Below are 17919 nucleotides of genomic sequence, written 5' to 3'. Positions count from 1 at the left end.
CGGGCTGCGCCTCGGGCAGCCCGAGGTACGGAGGTTCCCAGCCATGTTCGCTATCCGACCGGCCGCAGTGGCCGGCATGTTCTACCCTGCAGACGATGCCGCGCTGCGCTCGCAGTTGCGCGATTGTCTGGAAGCGTCGGCGCTGCCAGCGTCCGATGTGCAACCAAAACTGCTGATCGTGCCGCACGCCGGTTATGTCTATTCGGGCGCGGTAGCCGGCCGCGCCTATGCGCAGATGGCGCCCTGGGCATCGAAGATCCGCCGCGTCGTGCTGCTCGGCCCGACCCACCGGGTCCGGGTCGACGGGCTTGCGGTACCGACCGTCGACGCATTCGAGACGCCGCTCGGCCGCATCTGCATCGATCGCGCGGCGCGCGATTCGATTGCCGCGCTGCCGCAGGTCGTGCGCAGCGACCGCGCCCACGCGCAGGAACATTCGCTCGAGGTGCAGCTGCCGTTCCTGCAGGCCGTGCTCGGCGACAGCTTCGAACTGCTGCCGCTGGCGGTCGGCAACGCCGATCCCGAGCAGGTGGCCGAGGTGATCGAACGGCTGTGGGGCGGCGACGAGACGCTGATCGTCATCAGCACCGATCTGTCGCACTACCTGCCGTACGACGATGCCCGCACGACCGACCGGATGACGACGGCGCGGATGGTCGACCTGGCGACCGATTTCGACCCGTTCGAGGCCTGTGGCGCGCATGCGCTGAACGGCGCAATGCTCGCGGCGCGTCGCCACGGGCTGCATGCGCAATTGCTCGACCTGCGCAACTCCGGCGATACCGCCGGCGACCGCCAGCGGGTTGTCGGTTACGCCGCGCTGGTATTGACTGGCCCGCTCGAGCAGGAAAAACCAGCCGACGATCAGCAGCAGCTCGGCGCGGCGTTGTTGAGCCGGGCGCGCAACACGATCAGCCAGCGCCTCGGCCTGCAGTCGCTCGAAGCCGAGCCGCCGCATCCGTCGCTCGGCATCGCCGGCGCCACCTTCGTCACGCTGCGCGACGCTGCCGGCGAGTTGCGCGGCTGCATCGGCCGGCTCGAGGCGACAGCCGCGCTGGAAGACGATGTGCGCCGCAATGCCGCCGCGGCGGCCTTCGACGATCCGCGTTTTGCGCCGCTGCGCGCCGAGGAATGGCCGGGCATCGCGGTCGAGATCTCGCTGCTCGAGCCGGCCGAAGCGCTGCCACCGGCACCGAGCCGCGATGCCGTGCTGCGCCAGCTGCAGCCGCATCGCGACGGCGTGATCCTCGAGTGGCGCGGGCATCGGTCGACCTTCTTGCCGCAGGTCTGGCGGCAATTGCCGCAGCCGCAGGACTTCGTCAGCGAGTTGCTGCGCAAGGCCGGTCTGCCCGCCGATTTCTGGGCTGCCGACGTGCAGCTGAAAACCTACCGCGTTCGCCACTATGCCGATGCAGGCGGCACGCTGCGGAGCCTGCAGTGAACACGCGCGTCGAGCCGCTCGGGACGGTCCATCCGGCATCGTGGTGGCACCGGCTCGACGATGGCCGGCTGCAATGCGACCTCTGCCCGCGCGACTGCCGCCTGCACGACGGGCAGCGCGGGCTGTGTTTCGTGCGCGCCCGCCAGGGCGACCACATCGTGCTGACGACCCATGGCCGCAGCTCCGGCTTCTGCATCGATCCGATCGAGAAAAAACCGCTGAACCATTTTCATCCGGGCAGCAGCGTGTTGTCGTTCGGCACCGCCGGCTGCAACCTCGCCTGCAAGTTCTGCCAGAACTGGGACATCTCGAAAAGCCGCGAGATGGACCGGCTGATGGACCAGGCATCACCCGAGCGCATCGCCGAAGTGGCCGAGGCGAACGGCTGCCGCAGCGTTGCCTTCACCTACAACGATCCGGTGATCTTTGCCGAATATGCGATCGATACCGCCGACGCCTGCCATCAGCGCGGCATCAATGCGGTGGCGGTCACGGCCGGCTATATCCATGCCGAGCCACGCCGGGCCTTCTACGCCAAGATGGATGCGGCCAATGTCGACCTGAAGGGTTTTAACGAGAACTTCTATTTCCGCCAGACCGGCGCCCACCTCGCGCCGGTGCTCGAGACGCTCGAATATATCCACCATGAAACCGACTGCTGGCTCGAGATCACGACGCTGCTGATCCCGGGCGCCAACGACAGCAACGAAGAGCTCGAGGCGCTGACACGCTGGGTTGCCGAGCATCTCGGCCCTGATGTGCCGCTGCATTTCACCGCCTTCCATCCGGACTACAAGATGACCGACGTGCCGCCGACGCCACCGGCAACGCTGCGCCGGGCGCGCGAGATCGGCCTCGCGCAAGGGCTGCATTTCGTCTACACCGGCAATGTGCACGACCGCGAAGGCGGCACCACCTTCTGTGCCGGTTGCGGGAAACCGCTGATCGAGCGCGACTGGTACGAGATCAACGCTTATCGGCTCGATGCAGATGGGCGCTGCCCCGACTGCGGAACCGCGCCCGCCGGACATTTCGACCGCAGACCCGGCCACTTCGGGCGGCGTCGGATACCGGTGCGGGTCGCGGTCTGAGCGAATAAATGCGCAATGCGGGGCGCAATGAGCAGGACCGGTGGTTGGCCAGCCCGGAGGGACTCGAACCCCCGACATCCGACTTAGAAGGTCGGTGCTCTATCCAGTTGAGCTACGGGCTGTATGGATGCGGCTGGCCGCATGGCCTGCGGCACCATCGCCGAAGCCATGCGGCGGGCGAATCCTGTTTGTGGTCGGGGCGGCGGGATTCGAACTCGCGACCTACTGGTCCCAAACCAGTTGCGCTACCAGGCTGCGCTACGCCCCGAAGTCGCGCATTCTACCCGGGCTTGGCGCCGCGCCTGCCGTCGGCCGGAGAATCTTCAGCCGGCGTGGCGGCAGCGGGCTGCGGCGCTGCCAGCAGCAACTCGCGCGCGACCGCCGCACATTGCCGGATGTGCATGTCGCAGACCAGTTTCAGCGCAGAGAACGTCAACGCGGCGGAAACCGCCTGGCCGGCGAGTGGCACATATTTGGCCGCCTGTTGCGCGGTCAGGCGGACGCCGACCAGCTTCAGCACGCGGATGATCAGGTCGCGGCTGACCAGCTTGCCGACCAGCAGGCTGCCTCCGGCCGACGCCGCCTTGAACACCGCCAGTTGCCGCTCCGGTGCGAGGCGTTCGATCTGCTGCGGGCTGAGGCCGAAGGCTTCGTTGATCTCGGGGATCAGCTTGACGAGGATGCCGACGTCGGTCAGCCAGTCGAGGCCCGGCACCGGCAGCACCGCGACCCCGGCGGCAATCATCGCGCGGCGTGTCACGAGTTGCCGGCAGCGGCGCGAGATCGCCTCGATGTCGCGCTCGTTGCCCGGCACCACGACCCATTCCTGCCCGGTGCCGGATGCCGACTTCACGGCTTGCCGCCTCCGTCGCCCTTGATCTTGCCGACGATGAACAGCAGCAGCATCGCGCCGAGCACCGAGCCGACAAAACCGGCGCCCTCGCCTGCCCGATACAGGCCGAAGGTCTGGCCGAGAAATCCGGCGATGAAGGAGCCGACGATGCCGAGCAGCGTGGTCAGGATGAAGCCCAGTGCCTGGGTCCCTGGCAGGATCGCGCGGGCGACCAGTCCGACGATGAAGCCGATCACGATCATGCCGATGATGCCCATGGATGCTCCAGTAAGTCCGCCGGTGCCCCTGACCCGGCGGTTGGCCCAATGTAGCCGATGGTCGCAGCCCCAGTCGAGGCTGCCAGCGCGTCAATGCAACAGCTGGCTCCAGGCCTTGTCGAGCCGCTTCAGGCTGACCGGTTGCGGCGTCCGCAGTTCCTGCGCAAACAGGCTGACCCGCAACTCTTCGAGCATCCAGCGGTATTCGTCGAGCCGCGGGTCGACAACACCCTTGCGATCGGCGAGCAAGCGCAGATAACGCTGTTCGGCAGGCCGCAGTTCGGCCAGCCGCTGCTGGTCGCGCGCCGGGTCGCTGCGCAGCTTGTCGAGCCGCATCGTGATCGCCTTCAGATAACGCGGCAGATGCGCCAGTTGCGGCCACGGCGTCTCGACCAGGAAACGCTTCGGCATCAGGCGCGCCAGTTGCGCGGTGACATCGTCGGCCACCTCGCGGGGAGCCTTCGAATCGCGCAACTTGCGCACCGCGGCGGCATAGTCGATCAGCACCTGGCCGGCGCTGCGCGCGACTTCGCTGGCGATCAGGTTGAGCCGGCTGCGCCCCTCGTCGATGCGGCGCCGGAACGACTCCGCATCGGTCGGCAGCGGGTCGGCCAGAAAGGCGCGGTCGAGCGCCAGTTCGACGATCTGCGCTCGCAACTCCTCGGCGGTGCCGAGCGGCATGTACATCACCGACAGGCCGACCAGGTCAGGGATGTTCTTCTCGAGGTATTTCAGCGCGTCCTTCAGCTGCAGCGCAACCAGCCGGCGCAAGCCGGCGCGGTGCTTGCGTGCCGCGACGTCGGGTTCGTCGAAGACCTCGATCTCGACATGGCTGCCGCGGTCGATCAGCGCCGGAAAGCCGACCAGGCTCTGGGTGCCACGGCGAACCTCGAGCAGCTCGGGCAGCTCACCGAAGCTCCAGTCGGTATAAGGCGTCGATGCCGGCGCAGCCGCCGGCGCGGTGCTGGCTGCTGCCGGCGTTCGTGTCGGCGCCTGGCGCGCGGCCGCCTGGGCCGAGGGCTGTGGCGCGGGCGCCGGCGCCGTCTTCAGCTTCGCCAACGCCTGGAAGGCCGAGCGCGCCTGGCCGCCCCATTGCGCCTTCAACGCGGCGAGGTTGCGCCCGCTGCCAAGCTGTCGGCCATGTTCGTCGACGACGCGAAAATTCATGAACAGATGCGCCGGCACCGTCTCGAGCTTGAAATCTGCGCGCTTCACATCGAGCTGGGTGCGCTTGCGCACGTCGTCGAGCAGCACATCGAGCAGGCTGCCGCTGCCGAATTCACCACGCTCTCGCACCGCGGCGACAAACGATTCTGCATAGTCGGGCAACGGCACCAGCCGCGAACGCGGCCGTTGATGCAGGCTTTTCACCAGCGCCAGCACCTTGTCCTTCAGCATGCCGGGCACCAGCCATTCGCAGCGCTCCTCGCTGACCTGGTTCAACGCAAAAATCGGCACCGTGACGGTCACGCCATCGCGCGGATCGCCCGGTTCGTGCAGATAACTGGCGCTGCAATCGACGCCGCCAAGCCGCAGCACCTTCGGAAAGGCCGCGGTCGTGATGCCGGCGGCCTCGTGGCGCATCAGCTCGTCGCGGGTCAGCATCAGCAGCCGCGGCTGGCGCCGGCTTTCCTCGCGGTACCAGCGTTCCAGCGTCGCACCGCTGTGCACATCGGCCGGCAGCAGCGAATCGTAGAAGGCGTAGATCAGCTCGTCGTCGACCAGCACGTCCTGGCGCCGCGACTTGTGTTCCAGATCCTCGACCTGCGCGATCAGCTTGCGGTTCGCGGCGAGGAACGGCAGCCGGGTTTCCCATTCGTTGCCGACCAGCGCCTCGCGGATGAAGATCTCGCGCGCCGCGGCCGGGTCGACCTGGCCGAAATTGACCCGCCGCTGGTTGTAGATGACGATGCCGTACAACGTCGCGCGTTCGAACGCGATCACCTCGGCGGCCTTCTTTTCCCAGTGCGGATCGAGCAGCTGGGTCTTGATCAGATGGCCGGCAACCGTCGGCAGCCACGCCGGGTCGATGTTCGCGAGGTTGCGGCCGTACAGCCGGCTGGTTTCGACCAGTTCGCCGGCAACGATCCAGCGCCCCGGCTTCTTGCTCAGGTTGGCGCCGGGGTGGCGGTAGAAGCGGATGCCGCGCGCGCCGAGGTACCACTCCTCGTCGTCGCTCTTGTTGCCGATGTTGCCGAGCAGGCCGGCGAGCAATGACAGGTGCAGCTGCTCATAGGTTGCCGGCGCCTTGTTCAGCCGCCAGCCATGTTCGGCGACCACCGTGTGCAGCTGCGAATGGATATCGCGCCATTCGCGCACGCGGCGCGGCGAGATGAAGTTGTCGCGCAGCAGCTGTTCCTGCTTGCGGTGCGACAGGCGCGGCGCTGTGGCCGCTCCCGGCTTGTCGGTCGTCGCCGCCCCATGGCGCAGCGATTCGAGCCAGTTCCACAAGCGGATCGTGCCGCTGAACTCGGAGCGCTCGTCGTCGAACTTGCGGTGTGCGGCATCGGCCGACTGCTGCTGTTCGAGCGGGCGGTCGCGCACGTCCTGCAGGCTCATCGCGCTGGCGATCACCAGCACCTCGGTCAGCGCCTCACGCTGGCGGGCTTCGAGGATCATCCGGCCGACCCGCGGATCGAGCGGCAGGCGCGCCAGTTCGCGGCCCATCGCGGTCAGCTCGTTCTGCTCGTCGACTGCGCCGAGCTCGTTCAGCAGCTGGTAGCCGTCGGCAATCGCGCGCCGCGGCGGCGGCTCGAGGAACGGAAAATCCTCGACGGTGCCGAGCCCGAGCGATTTCATCCGCAGGATCACGCCGGCCAGCGACGAGCGCAGGATCTCCGGATCGGTATAACGCGGCCGCTCGGCAAACTCCTTTTCGTCATAGAGGCGAATGCAGATGCCGTTCGAGACCCGGCCGCAGCGGCCGGCGCGCTGATTCGCCGCCGCCTGGCTGATCGGCTCGATCTGCAGCTGCTCGACCTTGTTGCGGTAGCTGTAGCGCTTGACGCGTGCGGTGCCGGCGTCGATCACATATTGGATACCGGGCACCGTCAGCGAGGTTTCGGCGACGTTGGTCGCGAGCACGATGCGTCGCGCCGCATGCGGCTCGAAGATGCGGTCCTGCTCGGCCTGGCTCAGCCGCGCAAACAACGGCAGCACATCGACACCCGGTGGATGGTGCTTGCGCAGCGCTTCGGCGGCGTCGCGGATCTCGCGCTCGCCGGGCAGAAACACCAGCACGTCGCCGCCTTGCGCGCTGCCGCGCCACAACTCATCAACCGCATCGACGATCGCATCGTTCAGGCCGTATTCGCGGCTTTCCTCGAACGGCCGGTAGCGCTGCTCGACTGGAAACATCCGGCCGGAGACCTGGATCACTGGCGCCGGTGTCGGCTGATCCGACCCGGCCGGCGCGGCCGATGCGAAATGACGCGCAAACCGTTCGGCATCGATCGTCGCCGAGGTCACGATCACCTTCAGATCGGGCCGGCGCGGCAGGATCTGCCGCAGGTGGCCGAGCAGAAAATCGATGTTCAGGCTGCGTTCGTGCGCCTCGTCGATGATCAGCGTGTCGTAGGCACGCAGCAGCGGGTCGGTCTGCGACTCGGCGAGCAGGATGCCGTCGGTCATCAGCTTGACGCTGGCGCCGGGTGACAGCCGGTCCTGGAACCGGACCTTGAAGCCGACATGTTCGCCGAGCGGCGAATTCAGCTCCTGCGAGATGCGTTTCGCGACACTCGATGCGGCAATCCGGCGCGGCTGGGTGTGGCCGATCAGCCCCTTGCCGCCGGCGCCGCGACCGCGCCCCAGCGCCAGCGCAATCTTCGGCAGCTGGGTCGTCTTGCCCGATCCGGTCTCGCCGCTGACGATGACGACCTGGTGGGCCTTGATCGCCTCGGCGATCTCGTCGCGCCGCGCCGAAACCGGCAAGGCTTCGGGGAAGGTGATCGGCGGCAGCGGATTGGCGAGCGGCTGCGGCCGATCGCTCCGCGCGGCTTGGCGCGGCCGATCAGTTGTCGCGGCCCTGCCGCGTGCGCCGCGGCGAGGGGCGGATTCGCCGTTGCCGTCACCGGGGAGGCCCATGGATGCTTCGTGCAAAATCAGCGATTATTCCAAATGCCCCCTGCGCCGCCACGATGAGCCTGGTATTCCCGCACACCTTCGTTCCGTGGTTCCGGTCGGTGGCGCCGTATATCCACGCCCATCGCGGCAAGACCTTCGTCGTCGCGATCGCCGGAGAACTGGTCGAGGCGGGCAAGCTGGCCTCCTTTGCGCAGGACCTGGCGCTGATCCATGCGATGGGCATCAAGGTCGTGCTGGTGCACGGTTTTCGCCCGCAGGTGCAGGAGCAGCTGGTCGCGAAGGGCGGCAACTGGAAATTCAGCCACGGCATGCGGATCACCGATGCGCTGGCGCTCGATTGCGCGCAAGAAGCCGCCGGCCAGTTGCGCTACGAAATCGAGGCGGCGTTTTCGCAAGGGCTGCCGAATACGCCGATGGCAGGCAGCCAGATCCGCGTCGTCTCCGGCAATTTCATCACCGCGCGCCCGGTCGGCATCGTCGACGGCGTCGATTTCCAGCATACCGGGCTGGTGCGCAAGGTAGATGCGCAAGGCATCCGCCGCGCGGTCGAATTCGGGGCACTGGTGCTGCTGTCGCCGTTCGGCTTTTCGCCGACCGGCGAGGCCTTCAACCTCAGCATGGAGGATGTCGCGGCCAGCGCGGCATCGGCATTGCAGGCTGACAAGCTGATTTATGTGACAGAGGTCCGCGGCATACCGCTCGATCCCGCCGATCCGGCCAGCGACATCGACCAGGAACTGACGCTGGCCGACGCGCGCAAGCTGCTCGCCTCGCTGCCGAACCCGGTGCAGCCGACCGATACCGCGTTCTACCTGCAGCATGCGGTGAAGGCTTGTGAGAACGGCGTCGACCGGGTGCACATCGTGCCGTTTTCGGTCGACGGCTCGGTGCTGATCGAATCGTTCACGCACGACGGCATCGGCACGATGATCATCGACGAAAAACTCGAGAGCCTGCGCGAGGCCGGCCCCGACGACATCGGCGGCATCCTGCAGCTGATCGAGCCGTTCGAGCGCGACGGCACGCTGGTCAAGCGCGACCGCACCGAGATCGAGCGCGACATCGGCTTTTATACGGTGATCGAACACGACGGCGTGATCTTCGGCTGCGCCGCGCTTTACGCCTATCCGGAAGCGAGAACCGGCGAGATGGCGGCGCTGACAGTGTCGGCCCACGTGCAGGGCCAGGGCGACGGCGACCGCATCCTGAAGCGCATCGAGCAGCGCGCGAAGGCTGCCGGGCTCGAAAGCATCTTCGTGCTGACGACCCGAACCATGCACTGGTTCATCAAGCGCGGCTTCGCGCCCGTTGATGCGCAGTGGCTGCCCGAAGCGCGCAAACGAAAATACAACTGGGACCGGCGCAGCGTCGTGCTGGTCAAGAAACTCAATCCGTGAGCATAGGCCCGCCACAAAGGGCCGCCTCTTCACGATGCGCCGCGCAAGCGCGGCGCGCACCACCCGTCATCAAGGAGCAAACCATGGCCCGTACCGTCCAATGCGTCTATCTGAAGAAGGAAGCCGAAGGACTCGACTTCGCACCCTACCCAGGTGAACTCGGCAAACGCATCTATGCCGAAGTCAGCAAGGAGGCCTGGCAGGCCTGGATGAAGCACCAGACGATGCTGGTCAACGAAAACCGCCTGAATCTCGCCGACCAGCGCGCACGCCAATACCTCGCGCGGCAGATGGAGAACTTCTTTTTCGGCGGCGGCGCCGAGCAGCCGGCCGGTTACGTCCCGCCGAGCAACTGACGGCCGCCTCAGCGGCGCAGCGCTGCCGCCCTGGCACCAACCACCAGCGCCGCGACCCCGGCGCGGCAACAGCGATCCGACCCCACAGTCGTATCAAGAATGATTCGCATTTGTATATACTGCGGCCATTCATTGACTGAAGGGACTGCTCCATGCGACTGTTTTTCCGCCCCGCCTCGCCCTCGGCCGCCCGCTCGGGCATTTCCCGGCGCGTCGCTGTTGCCGCACTGAGCCTGGCGGCCGCATTGCCGTTGTCGGCCCATGCGCAGCAGAAAGTGCTGAACCTGTACTCGGCACGGCACTACCAGACCGACGAGGCGCTTTACGCCGATTTCACGAAGGCAACCGGCATCAAGATCAACCGTGTCGATGCCGACGATGCCGGCATCCTGACCCGCTTGCAGAGCGAGGGCTCGGCCAGCCCGGCCGACGTGATCCTGCTGGTCGACGCGTCGCGGCTGTGGCGTGCCGAAACCACCGGCCTGTTCCAGCCGATCAAGTCGACACTGCTGGAGAGCCGGATCCCGGCGACGCTGCGCGGCGACCAGACCGCCGAGGGCATCGCCTGGTTCGGCTTGTCGACGCGGGCGCGGGTCATCGTCTACAACAAGGCGACCGTCAACAAGGCAAACGTGTCGACCTACGAGAGCCTGGCCGATCCCAAACACAAGGGCAAGCTGTGCACCCGTTCGGGCTCGCATCCGTACAACCTGTCGCTGTTCGGCTCGATGATGGAGCACCTCGGCGAGGCCGGGGTCGAAAGCTGGTTGAAGGGCCTGGTCGCCAACATGGCGCGTGATCCGAAAGGCGGCGATACCGACCAGATCAAGGCGGTCGCCAGCGGTGAGTGCCAGATCGCGCTGACCAACAGTTATTACCTGGCGCGCCTGATGCGCTCGAACAAGCCGGAAGACCGCGCGGTGATCGACAAGATCGGCGTGGTATTCCCGAACCAGCAAAGCTTCGGCACCCACGTCAATATTGCCGGCGCAGCGGTCGCCAAACATTCGCCCAACCGCGACAATGCGGTCAAGTTCGTCGAATATCTCGCGAGCGACCAGGCGCAGATTTATTTTGCCGACGGCAACAATGAATGGCCGGTGGTTGCTCGTGTCAAGGTATCGAACCCGGCGCTGGCCGCGCTGGGCGAGTTCAAATCGGAAACCATTCCGGTCAAGTTCGCCGGCCGTAATCAGACCAAGGTTCAGCAGATCCTCGATCGCGTCGGCTATAAATGATGTTGGCGGTCGACCTTCGCCGGCTGTTCGTATAATATGCGTCCCCGGGAGTTATCCCGCGCAAACTGACGAACTACCGTAAAGGAATCGCGATGCCATCGTTGCAGCAATTGCTTGACCAGAAAGCCGAACTGGAACGCCAGATCGAGGCGACGCGGCGCCATGAACGCGCCGACGCGATTGCCAAGGTGAAGGCATTGATGGCCGAACAGGGTCTGACACTGGCCGATATCAGTGGCAAGACGGGCTCGTCGCGCGGCGGGTCGAGCGGCGGCAAGGTCGCCGCCAAATACCGCAATGCCGCCACCGGCGAAACCTGGAGCGGACGTGGCCTGCAGCCGAAATGGCTGAAGGCGGCGTTGGCCTCGGGGCGCAAGATCGAGGAATTCGCGCTTTGACTGCACGGCTGCAGCGGATCCGCAGCACGCTGGTGCTGCACTGATCCCCGCCTTCTGCGAAGCGGACGCCGCCTGCGGGCGGCGTTTTCTTTTGCCGGATCACATTCACCACTCGGCCGGCCGGCGGCGGCGGCCGCCGTAGACTCCATCCCGTGATTCCGCCGTCATTCGTCCAGGACCTGTTGAGCCGGATCGACATCGTCGAGGTTGTCGGCCGCCATGTGCAATTGCGCAAGGGCGGCGCGAACCTGATGGGCCTGTGCCCGTTCCATGGCGAGAAGTCACCGAGTTTTTCGGTCAGCCCGAGCAAGCAGTTCTATTACTGCTTCGGCTGCGGCGCCAGCGGCAATGCGATCGGCTTCCTCTGCGCCCACCTCGGAATGGGTTTTGTCGAGGCGGTCGAGGATCTGGCGCAGCAGGCCGGCATGACGGTGCCGCAGGATGAACGAACGCCGGCCGATCGCCAGCAGGCCGATGCGCAGCAGGCGCGCCAGTCCAGCCTCAGCGACGTGTTGCGCAGGGCCGCCGATCACTATCGGCGCGAACTGAAATCATCGACCGTGGCGATCGATTACCTGAAATCGCGCGGCCTGACCGGCGAAATCGCCGCACGGTTCGGTCTTGGCTTTGCGCCGCCCGGCTGGCGCAGCCTGGCCAGCATTTTCCCGAGTTATGACGATCCGCTGCTCGAGGAAAGCGGCATGGTGATCGTGCAGGCGGGCGATACCACCGACGAGTCGGACCGCAAGCGCTATGACCGCTTTCGCGATCGAATCATGTTTCCGATCCGCTCGGTGCGCGGTGAGGTGATCGGATTCGGCGGCCGGGTGCTAGGCCAGGGCGAGCCGAAATACCTCAATTCACCGGAAACGCCGATATTCAGCAAGGGACGTGAGCTTTATGGCCTGCATGAGGCCAGAACGGCAATGCGGCAGCGCGGATATGCACTGGTAGTCGAAGGTTATATGGACGTGGTTGCGCTGGCGCAGTCCGGATTCGCGAATGCGGTGGCAACGCTCGGCACGGCATGTACCGCCGAACATGTCAGCAAACTGCTGCGTTTTACTGATTCGGTGGTCTTCAGTTTTGATGGCGACGCGGCCGGCCGGCGCGCCGCCGGCCGCGCGCTCGAGGCGGCGCTGCCGCACGCCACCGATACCCGCAGCATCCGCTTCCTGTTCCTGCCGACCGAACATGATCCGGATTCGTATGTCCGCGAACTCGGCGCCGAGGCCTTCCAGCGCTGCATCGAATCGGCCACACCGCTGTCGAAACAATTGCTAGAAGTCGCGAAGGAAGGCTGCGACCTCGGCAGTGCAGAGGGCAGGGCAAAATTTGTCGCGATGGCGCGCCCGCTGTGGACAGCGCTGCCCGACGGATCGCTGCAGCGCCAGCTGCTGCGCGAAATCGCTTCGATCGGCGGCCTCGAAGCCGCCGAACTGGCCGAGTTGTGGCGTGGCCAGACGGCGCCGCGCGGCGCCAGCCGCGCGCCCGTCTCCCGCGACAGCGCAGTTGCAAGACCGGCTGCCGCGCAGGCGCCGAGAACGCGTGCGCCGAGCCCGGGCCGGCTGGCGTCGCGGCGGCCACCAAGCAGCCCGGCCGATCAGGCGATCCGGATGCTGATGCTGCACAGTGACTGGTGGGAGCAGTTGCCGGCCGATGACCACGACCTGCTGCATGCGATGCCGGCACCCCACGGCGAGGTGATCGCGTGGCTGGAACGGCAGATTGCCGAACACGGCCCGATGAGCTGGGCCGAGCTCGAACAGGCGCAGGCCGCCGCCGATCCGCCGCTGCCCGAGGTCGCGACGGTGCCGCGGGCTGCGCTCGAAGACGAGTTGTCGTTCAGCGACTTGCGCCGCGTGCTCGATGGCCTGCGGATCGAGCAGTTGCGCGAGCGACAGAACGAGCTGATCGGCCGGATCTCGTCGGACGCCGCCGCGCGATCGCAATGGCAGGAGCTCGATCTGCGCCGCAAGGCGCTGCTGAAGGCGCTGGCATCGCCGGAGGCCGGATGAACGCGGCAGCCGACCTCAATGGCGCACGACGCCTTCCCCGAGGGGCCACGATCGGAGGCCGGGTCACATGCCTTTGGCCGCAATCTTTTGACGAACCGGGTCGAATCAACGATAATGCTCGGTTCGCTAGGCGCGGCAAGAAGCAGCAGCAAAGAGTGACATCAGTACCTCCGGGCCCCGGCCACCCTTTGAAACAGGGTCCCCTCCAAGGCCAACCTCTACCCGCAAGGACTGTCAGGCCGTTTCGGTCAATCGCCTGCTTGCCCGCTCCGCAACGGCATTTTTCTGCCCGGCTTTCGCGCCGGCGGCTTGCCCTTGCGCGACCCGGCCACATCGCCGGGTCCGGCTGCAACTCTGCCTGAAGCATATCGAAGGAATCGCATGACAGCGAAGAAAAGCGCCACCAAAACATCTGCATCCGCGCCCGCCGAAGAGACGACGAAGCCGGTCGCCACGAAGGCTGCGGTCAAGTCCGCCGGCAAAGCCGCGGCTGCGCCGAAGGCTGCCGCCAAGACCGCCACCAAGGCCAGCGCGAAGAAGCCTGCCGCCAAGGCTGCCGGGCCGGCTGCCAAGGGTGGCCGCCCGGCCAAGGGCAAGGCTGCGGACAAGTCGTCGAAAGGCGATCTCGATGAAGACTTCAGCGACGTCGAATCGGATCTCGAGACCGAGACCGAGGCCGAACCGGAAGTCGAAGCCGTCGATACCAGCGACGAGACCAAGGCCAAGCTGAAGCCGCTGCGGATGAAGGTCTCGCGCGCCAAGGAGCGCGCGCTGATGCGCGAATTCGGCCTCGACGAGACCGCGCTGACCGAGGAAGAGGTCGCCAAGCGCCGGCAGGAGCTGAAGACGCTGATCAAGATGGGCAAGACGCGGGGTTTCCTGACCCATCAGGAAATCAACGACCACCTGCCCGAAAAACTGGTCGATGCCGAGATCCTCGAGGCGATCGTCTCGATGCTCAACGACATGGGCATCGCTGTCTACGAGCAGGCGCCGGATGCGGCAACGCTGCTGATCGCAGGTGGTGGCGCAACCACCGCGACCGAGGAAGAGGCCGAAGAGGCCGCCGAGGCGGCGCTGTCGACGGTCGACAGCGAATTCGGCCGGACCACCGACCCGGTGCGCATGTACATGCGCGAGATGGGCACGGTCGAACTGCTGACCCGCGAAGGCGAGATCGAGATCGCCAAGCGCATCGAAGGCGGCTTGCAGGCGATGATGCTGGCGATCAGCGCCTCGCCGACGACGATCGCCGAAATCCTCACCTACGCCGACCGCATCGCCGCCGGCGAGATGCAGATTTCCGAAGTCGTTGACGGCTTCGTCTCGGAAGACGAGGCCGACGACTATGTCGCCGAGGAGGACGTCGACTTCTTCGACGAGGACGACGACGACGACGGCAACGGCGGCAGCAAGGCGCTGACGAAGAAGCTCGAGGAGCTGAAAACCGCCGCGCTGGCCAAGTTCGACAACCTGCGCAGCAATTTCGACAAGATGCGCAAGGCGTTCGAGAAGGAAGGCTACAAGTCGCCGACCTACGAAAAGGCCCAGGCCGCGATCAGCAACGAGTTGATGACGATCCGCTTCACGGTCAAGACGATCGAGAAGCTGTGCGCGATCCTGCGTTCGCAGGTCGACGACGTGCGCCGCTACGAGCGCGAGCTGCGCAAGATCCTGGTCGACAAGTGCGGCATGCCGCAGGACTATTTCATCAAGAATTTCCCGCCGAATACGCTGAACCTGAAGTGGGCCGACAAGGAAGCCGCTGCCGGCAAGCCGTACAGCGCGGTGCTGGCGCGCAACCTGCCGCCGATCCAGGAACTGCAGAAGAAGCTCGCCGACCAGCAGGCCCGCGCCGTCGTGCCCCTGGCCGACCTGAAGGCGATCAACAAGCGGATGAACGAAGGCGAAAAGGCCTCGCGCGACGCGAAGAAGGAGATGATCGAGGCCAACCTGCGGCTGGTGATCTCGATCGCGAAGAAGTACACCAACCGCGGCCTGCAGTTCCTCGACCTGATCCAGGAAGGCAACATCGGCCTGATGAAGGCGGTTGACAAGTTCGAATACCGCCGCGGCTACAAATTCTCGACCTATGCGACCTGGTGGATCCGCCAGGCGATCACCCGCTCGATCGCCGACCAGGCGCGCACGATCCGCATCCCGGTCCACATGATCGAGACGATCAACAAGATGAATCGGTTGTCGCGCCAGCACCTGCAGGAATTCGGCTTCGAGCCGGATGCGCCGACGCTGGCCGAGAAGATGGAGATCCCCGAGGACAAGATCCGCAAGATCATGAAGATCGCGAAGGAGCCGATCTCGATGGAGACGCCGATCGGCGACGACGACGACTCGCATCTGGGCGACTTCATCGAGGACACCAACAACACCGCGCCGATCGAGGCCGCGATGCAGGCCGGCCTGCGCGACGTCGTCAAGGACATCCTCGACAGCCTGACGCCGCGCGAGGCCAAGGTGCTGCGCATGCGCTTCGGCATCGAGATGAGCACCGACCACACGCTGGAAGAAGTCGGCAAGCAGTTCGACGTCACCCGCGAACGTATCCGCCAGATCGAAGCCAAGGCGATCCGCAAACTCAAACACCCCAGCAGGTCGGACAAACTGCGGACGTATCTGGACAACCTGTAAGGTTGGCCGGATGCGTGGGTCGCGAGCGACCCGCCGCGCAGCGGCGACGCAGTTTGCGGCGAAGCCACAACTCCGCACGTACCTGGACAACCTGTAAGGTTGGACTGGTACGGGGCCGCCGCAAGGCGGTGCGGGCTGCGCAGCAGGCCGCACGGAGTTTGCGCCGTGACTCGCGCAGCGAGGCACGGCACAAGCTGCGCAGCCACCTGTAAAGCTTGGCCGGATAGGTGGCTCACGCCAGCGAGCCGCCGCGCGGCGGCGACGCAATTTGCTGCGAAGCCACAAACTGCGCTCACAACGGGCCCACCTCGACGGTGGGCCCGTTGCGTTTCCTACACCGAATAAATCGCGTCTGATCTCCCAACCCCTGCATTTCTTCACGAATTTGCCGATATCGCGTCATAGAAGGCTTTCCCCCGCTGCCTGACGCATGTCCACCCTCGCTGAAAAAACCGTCCTGTTTGCCGACCTGCGCGGCAGCACCGGCCTGTTCGAGCGGCTGGGCAATACCCAGGCCACACATGTCGTGACCAGTTGTGTCGCCAGTCTCGGCGCGGCGGTCGAGTTGTGCGGCGGCACCGTGATCAAGACGCTGGGCGACGGCCTGATGGCCAGTTTTGCCGCTGCGACGCCGGCAGTGCGCGCCGCCCGGGCAATGCAGCAGGCGCTGCAGCAACCCGCGCAGCGCGCCGGTGCCGCAGGTGCCGGCCTGCCCGGCCGACGGCCTCGGCTGAAGCTGCAGGTCGCGCTCGCCTGCGGCGAGGTCGTCGAAATGGACAACGACTGTTTCGGTGACGCCGTCAACGTCGCCGCGCGGCTGCTCGACCATGCAGGCGACAACGAGATTCTTGTCACCGAGGATGTCGTCGCCGCACTGAGCCCATCGGCACAACGGCGTTTTCGAAGCCTCAGCCAGATTCCGCTGCGCGGGCGCTCCGAACCGGTTCATGTGCTGCTGATGGCGACGCGCGGCGCCGGCGATTTTGCCGCGACCCGCCTCGCGGCGGCCGAACCCGTCGCGGCGCCGCCGGCGATCCGGCTCAGCTGGCTGGGACGCGACCAGTTGTTCACGCCACCGCTGCCGCGGCTGATGCTCGGCCGCAGTCCGCAGGCGAGCTGCCGCATCGACGATGCACGGGCGTCGCGGCTGCATGCACGCATCGACTGGCATGGCGCGACGCTGCTGTTCAGCGACCTCAGCTGCAATGGCAGCTATGTGCGCTTCGACCACGATCCGGAGGTCGTTGCGCTGCGTCGCGGCCGCTGCACGCTGCACGGCAGCGGCAGCATCGGCCTCGGCAGCTCACCGAACGACGAGCCGGCGGCAGCGATCCGCTTCGAGGTGCTGCACCGCAGCGGCAGCGCACAGCCCGTTGCTGCGGCAGCGTCGGCCGTCAGGGCCGACGCGGGCATCGCCCTCGCCTGAAGCCGCGATCAGCAGCCAAGCCGCTGTACCAGTTCGTCGAGGTCGGCGATGCAGCCGGCCGGATCGTCAGCGTCCGCCGGCGGCGCGGAACCATCGACATGGCGGCGCAACCAGATCGCCATCAGCCCGGCCGCGCGGGCGCCGGCGATGTCCATCTCGAAATGGTCGCCGATGTGCAGCACCTGCGACGGCTCGCAGCCGAGCCGATCGCACACTGCATCGAAGATGCGGCGATCCGGTTTGGCACAGCCGACCTCGCGCGCACTGACCGAGCCGCAAAACAGGTGGCCGAGACCGACATGGTGCAGGTCGGCGTTGCCATTGCTCAGCGAGACCAGCCGGTAGCGTTGCGCCAGCCGCTGCAGCGCCGGCATCACGTCCGGATAGAACTCGACCCGCTGGCGGGCGGCAAAAAAGACGTCGAAAGCCTGTTGCGCCAGATGCGCCGGTTCGCCGGCGATCTCGATCGCGCGCCGCAGCGTCAGCAGCCGCAGCGCGCTGAGGTCGTGCGCCAGCGTCGGCTGCTCACGTTCGATGTCGGCCCGCAGGCTGCGCATGCGCAACGCGTCGAACGCCGCCGCGGTGGCCGGCGCATGCTGCTCCAGCCAGCGGCGCAGTTCCAGCTCGGCGCCGGCGATCATCGGAGCGACCGGCCACAAGGTGTCGTCGAGGTCGAAACTGAGCACGCGGATCGCTTGGTAAGGCATGGCAT

At 66.3% G+C, this 17919-nt stretch carries 13 protein-coding genes and 2 tRNA genes; 9 read left to right on the top strand and 6 right to left on the bottom strand.

The window, feature by feature from the left end:
* The first annotated feature begins 43 nt into the window (after nt 1–43).
* Together amrB and amrS are read left to right on the top strand one after the other, a co-directional pair.
* Entirely contained in the window at nt 44–1441 is a 1398-nt protein-coding gene (amrB, locus tag ACNH6H_RS22020; protein ID WP_418320423.1) for an AmmeMemoRadiSam system protein B, read from the top strand.
* Entirely contained in the window at nt 1438–2532 is a 1095-nt protein-coding gene (gene amrS, locus ACNH6H_RS22015) for an AmmeMemoRadiSam system radical SAM enzyme (protein WP_418320422.1), read from the top strand. Before amrB ends, amrS begins: the two co-directional genes overlap by 4 nt.
* Nucleotides 2533–2577: 45 nt before the next feature.
* Here the strand turns inward: amrS and ACNH6H_RS22010 are convergent.
* The 5 genes from ACNH6H_RS22010 to hrpA all read right to left on the bottom strand — a co-directional run bounded on the left by ACNH6H_RS22010 (nt 2578) and on the right by hrpA (nt 7725).
* A tRNA-Arg gene (locus tag ACNH6H_RS22010) sits at nt 2578–2654 on the bottom strand.
* Between the two features lie 69 nt (nt 2655–2723).
* A tRNA-Pro gene (locus ACNH6H_RS22005) sits at nt 2724–2800 on the bottom strand.
* Between the two features lie 12 nt (nt 2801–2812).
* Nucleotides 2813–3385: a hypothetical protein gene (locus ACNH6H_RS22000; RefSeq protein ID WP_418320421.1), complete on the bottom strand. Its 573-nt coding sequence runs from the start codon at nt 3383–3385 to the stop codon at nt 2813–2815.
* Nucleotides 3382–3642 (bottom strand): GlsB/YeaQ/YmgE family stress response membrane protein, encoded by a 261-nt coding sequence (locus ACNH6H_RS21995; protein WP_418320420.1) that lies wholly within the window; start codon nt 3640–3642, stop codon nt 3382–3384. The genes ACNH6H_RS22000 and ACNH6H_RS21995 overlap by 4 nt, the downstream gene beginning before the upstream one ends.
* A gap of 90 nt (nt 3643–3732) precedes the next feature.
* The gene (gene hrpA / locus ACNH6H_RS21990; protein WP_418320419.1) at nt 3733–7725 is read right to left on the bottom strand and encodes an ATP-dependent RNA helicase HrpA; all 3993 of its coding nucleotides are present in this window, start codon (nt 7723–7725) and stop codon (nt 3733–3735) included.
* Nucleotides 7726–7778: 53 nt separating this feature from the next.
* Here hrpA and argA point away from each other — a divergent pair, with 53 nt between their 5' ends.
* From argA to ACNH6H_RS21955, 7 genes are all read left to right on the top strand, one after another.
* Nucleotides 7779–9122, top strand: a complete 1344-nt coding sequence (argA, locus tag ACNH6H_RS21985; protein WP_418320418.1) for an amino-acid N-acetyltransferase — start codon at nt 7779–7781, stop codon at nt 9120–9122.
* An 83-nt stretch (nt 9123–9205) separates the two neighbouring features.
* On the top strand, nt 9206–9478 hold the full coding sequence (locus ACNH6H_RS21980) for an oxidative damage protection protein (RefSeq protein WP_418320417.1): 273 nt from the start codon (nt 9206–9208) through the stop codon (nt 9476–9478).
* Between the two features lie 152 nt (nt 9479–9630).
* Nucleotides 9631–10716 (top strand): Fe(3+) ABC transporter substrate-binding protein, encoded by a 1086-nt coding sequence (locus tag ACNH6H_RS21975; RefSeq protein WP_418320416.1) that lies wholly within the window; start codon nt 9631–9633, stop codon nt 10714–10716.
* 92 nt (nt 10717–10808) lie between these two features.
* The gene (locus tag ACNH6H_RS21970; protein WP_418320415.1) at nt 10809–11114 is read left to right on the top strand and encodes an H-NS family nucleoid-associated regulatory protein; all 306 of its coding nucleotides are present in this window, start codon (nt 10809–10811) and stop codon (nt 11112–11114) included.
* A 152-nt stretch (nt 11115–11266) separates the two neighbouring features.
* Entirely contained in the window at nt 11267–13132 is a 1866-nt protein-coding gene (gene dnaG, locus ACNH6H_RS21965; protein ID WP_418320414.1) for a DNA primase, read from the top strand.
* 381 nt (nt 13133–13513) lie between these two features.
* Nucleotides 13514–15781, top strand: coding sequence for an RNA polymerase sigma factor RpoD (rpoD, locus tag ACNH6H_RS21960; RefSeq protein ID WP_418320413.1), 2268 nt, complete (start codon nt 13514–13516; stop codon nt 15779–15781).
* A gap of 430 nt (nt 15782–16211) precedes the next feature.
* Nucleotides 16212–17207, top strand: a complete 996-nt coding sequence (locus tag ACNH6H_RS21955) for an adenylate/guanylate cyclase domain-containing protein (protein WP_418320412.1) — start codon at nt 16212–16214, stop codon at nt 17205–17207.
* Nucleotides 17208–17215: 8 nt separating this feature from the next.
* On the opposite strand, the gene ACNH6H_RS21950 is transcribed toward ACNH6H_RS21955, so the two are convergent.
* Nucleotides 17216–17914, bottom strand: a complete 699-nt coding sequence (locus ACNH6H_RS21950; RefSeq protein WP_418320411.1) for an HAD family hydrolase — start codon at nt 17912–17914, stop codon at nt 17216–17218.
* Nucleotides 17915–17919: the final 5 nt, after the last annotated feature.

Source organism: Pseudideonella sakaiensis (assembly GCF_048320135.1).
GTDB classification, from domain to species: Bacteria; Pseudomonadota; Gammaproteobacteria; order Burkholderiales; family Burkholderiaceae_C; genus Ideonella_A; species Ideonella_A sakaiensis_A.
Note: the sequence above shows the minus strand (reverse complement) of the source record. Positions and strands in the feature narration are given on the sequence as shown.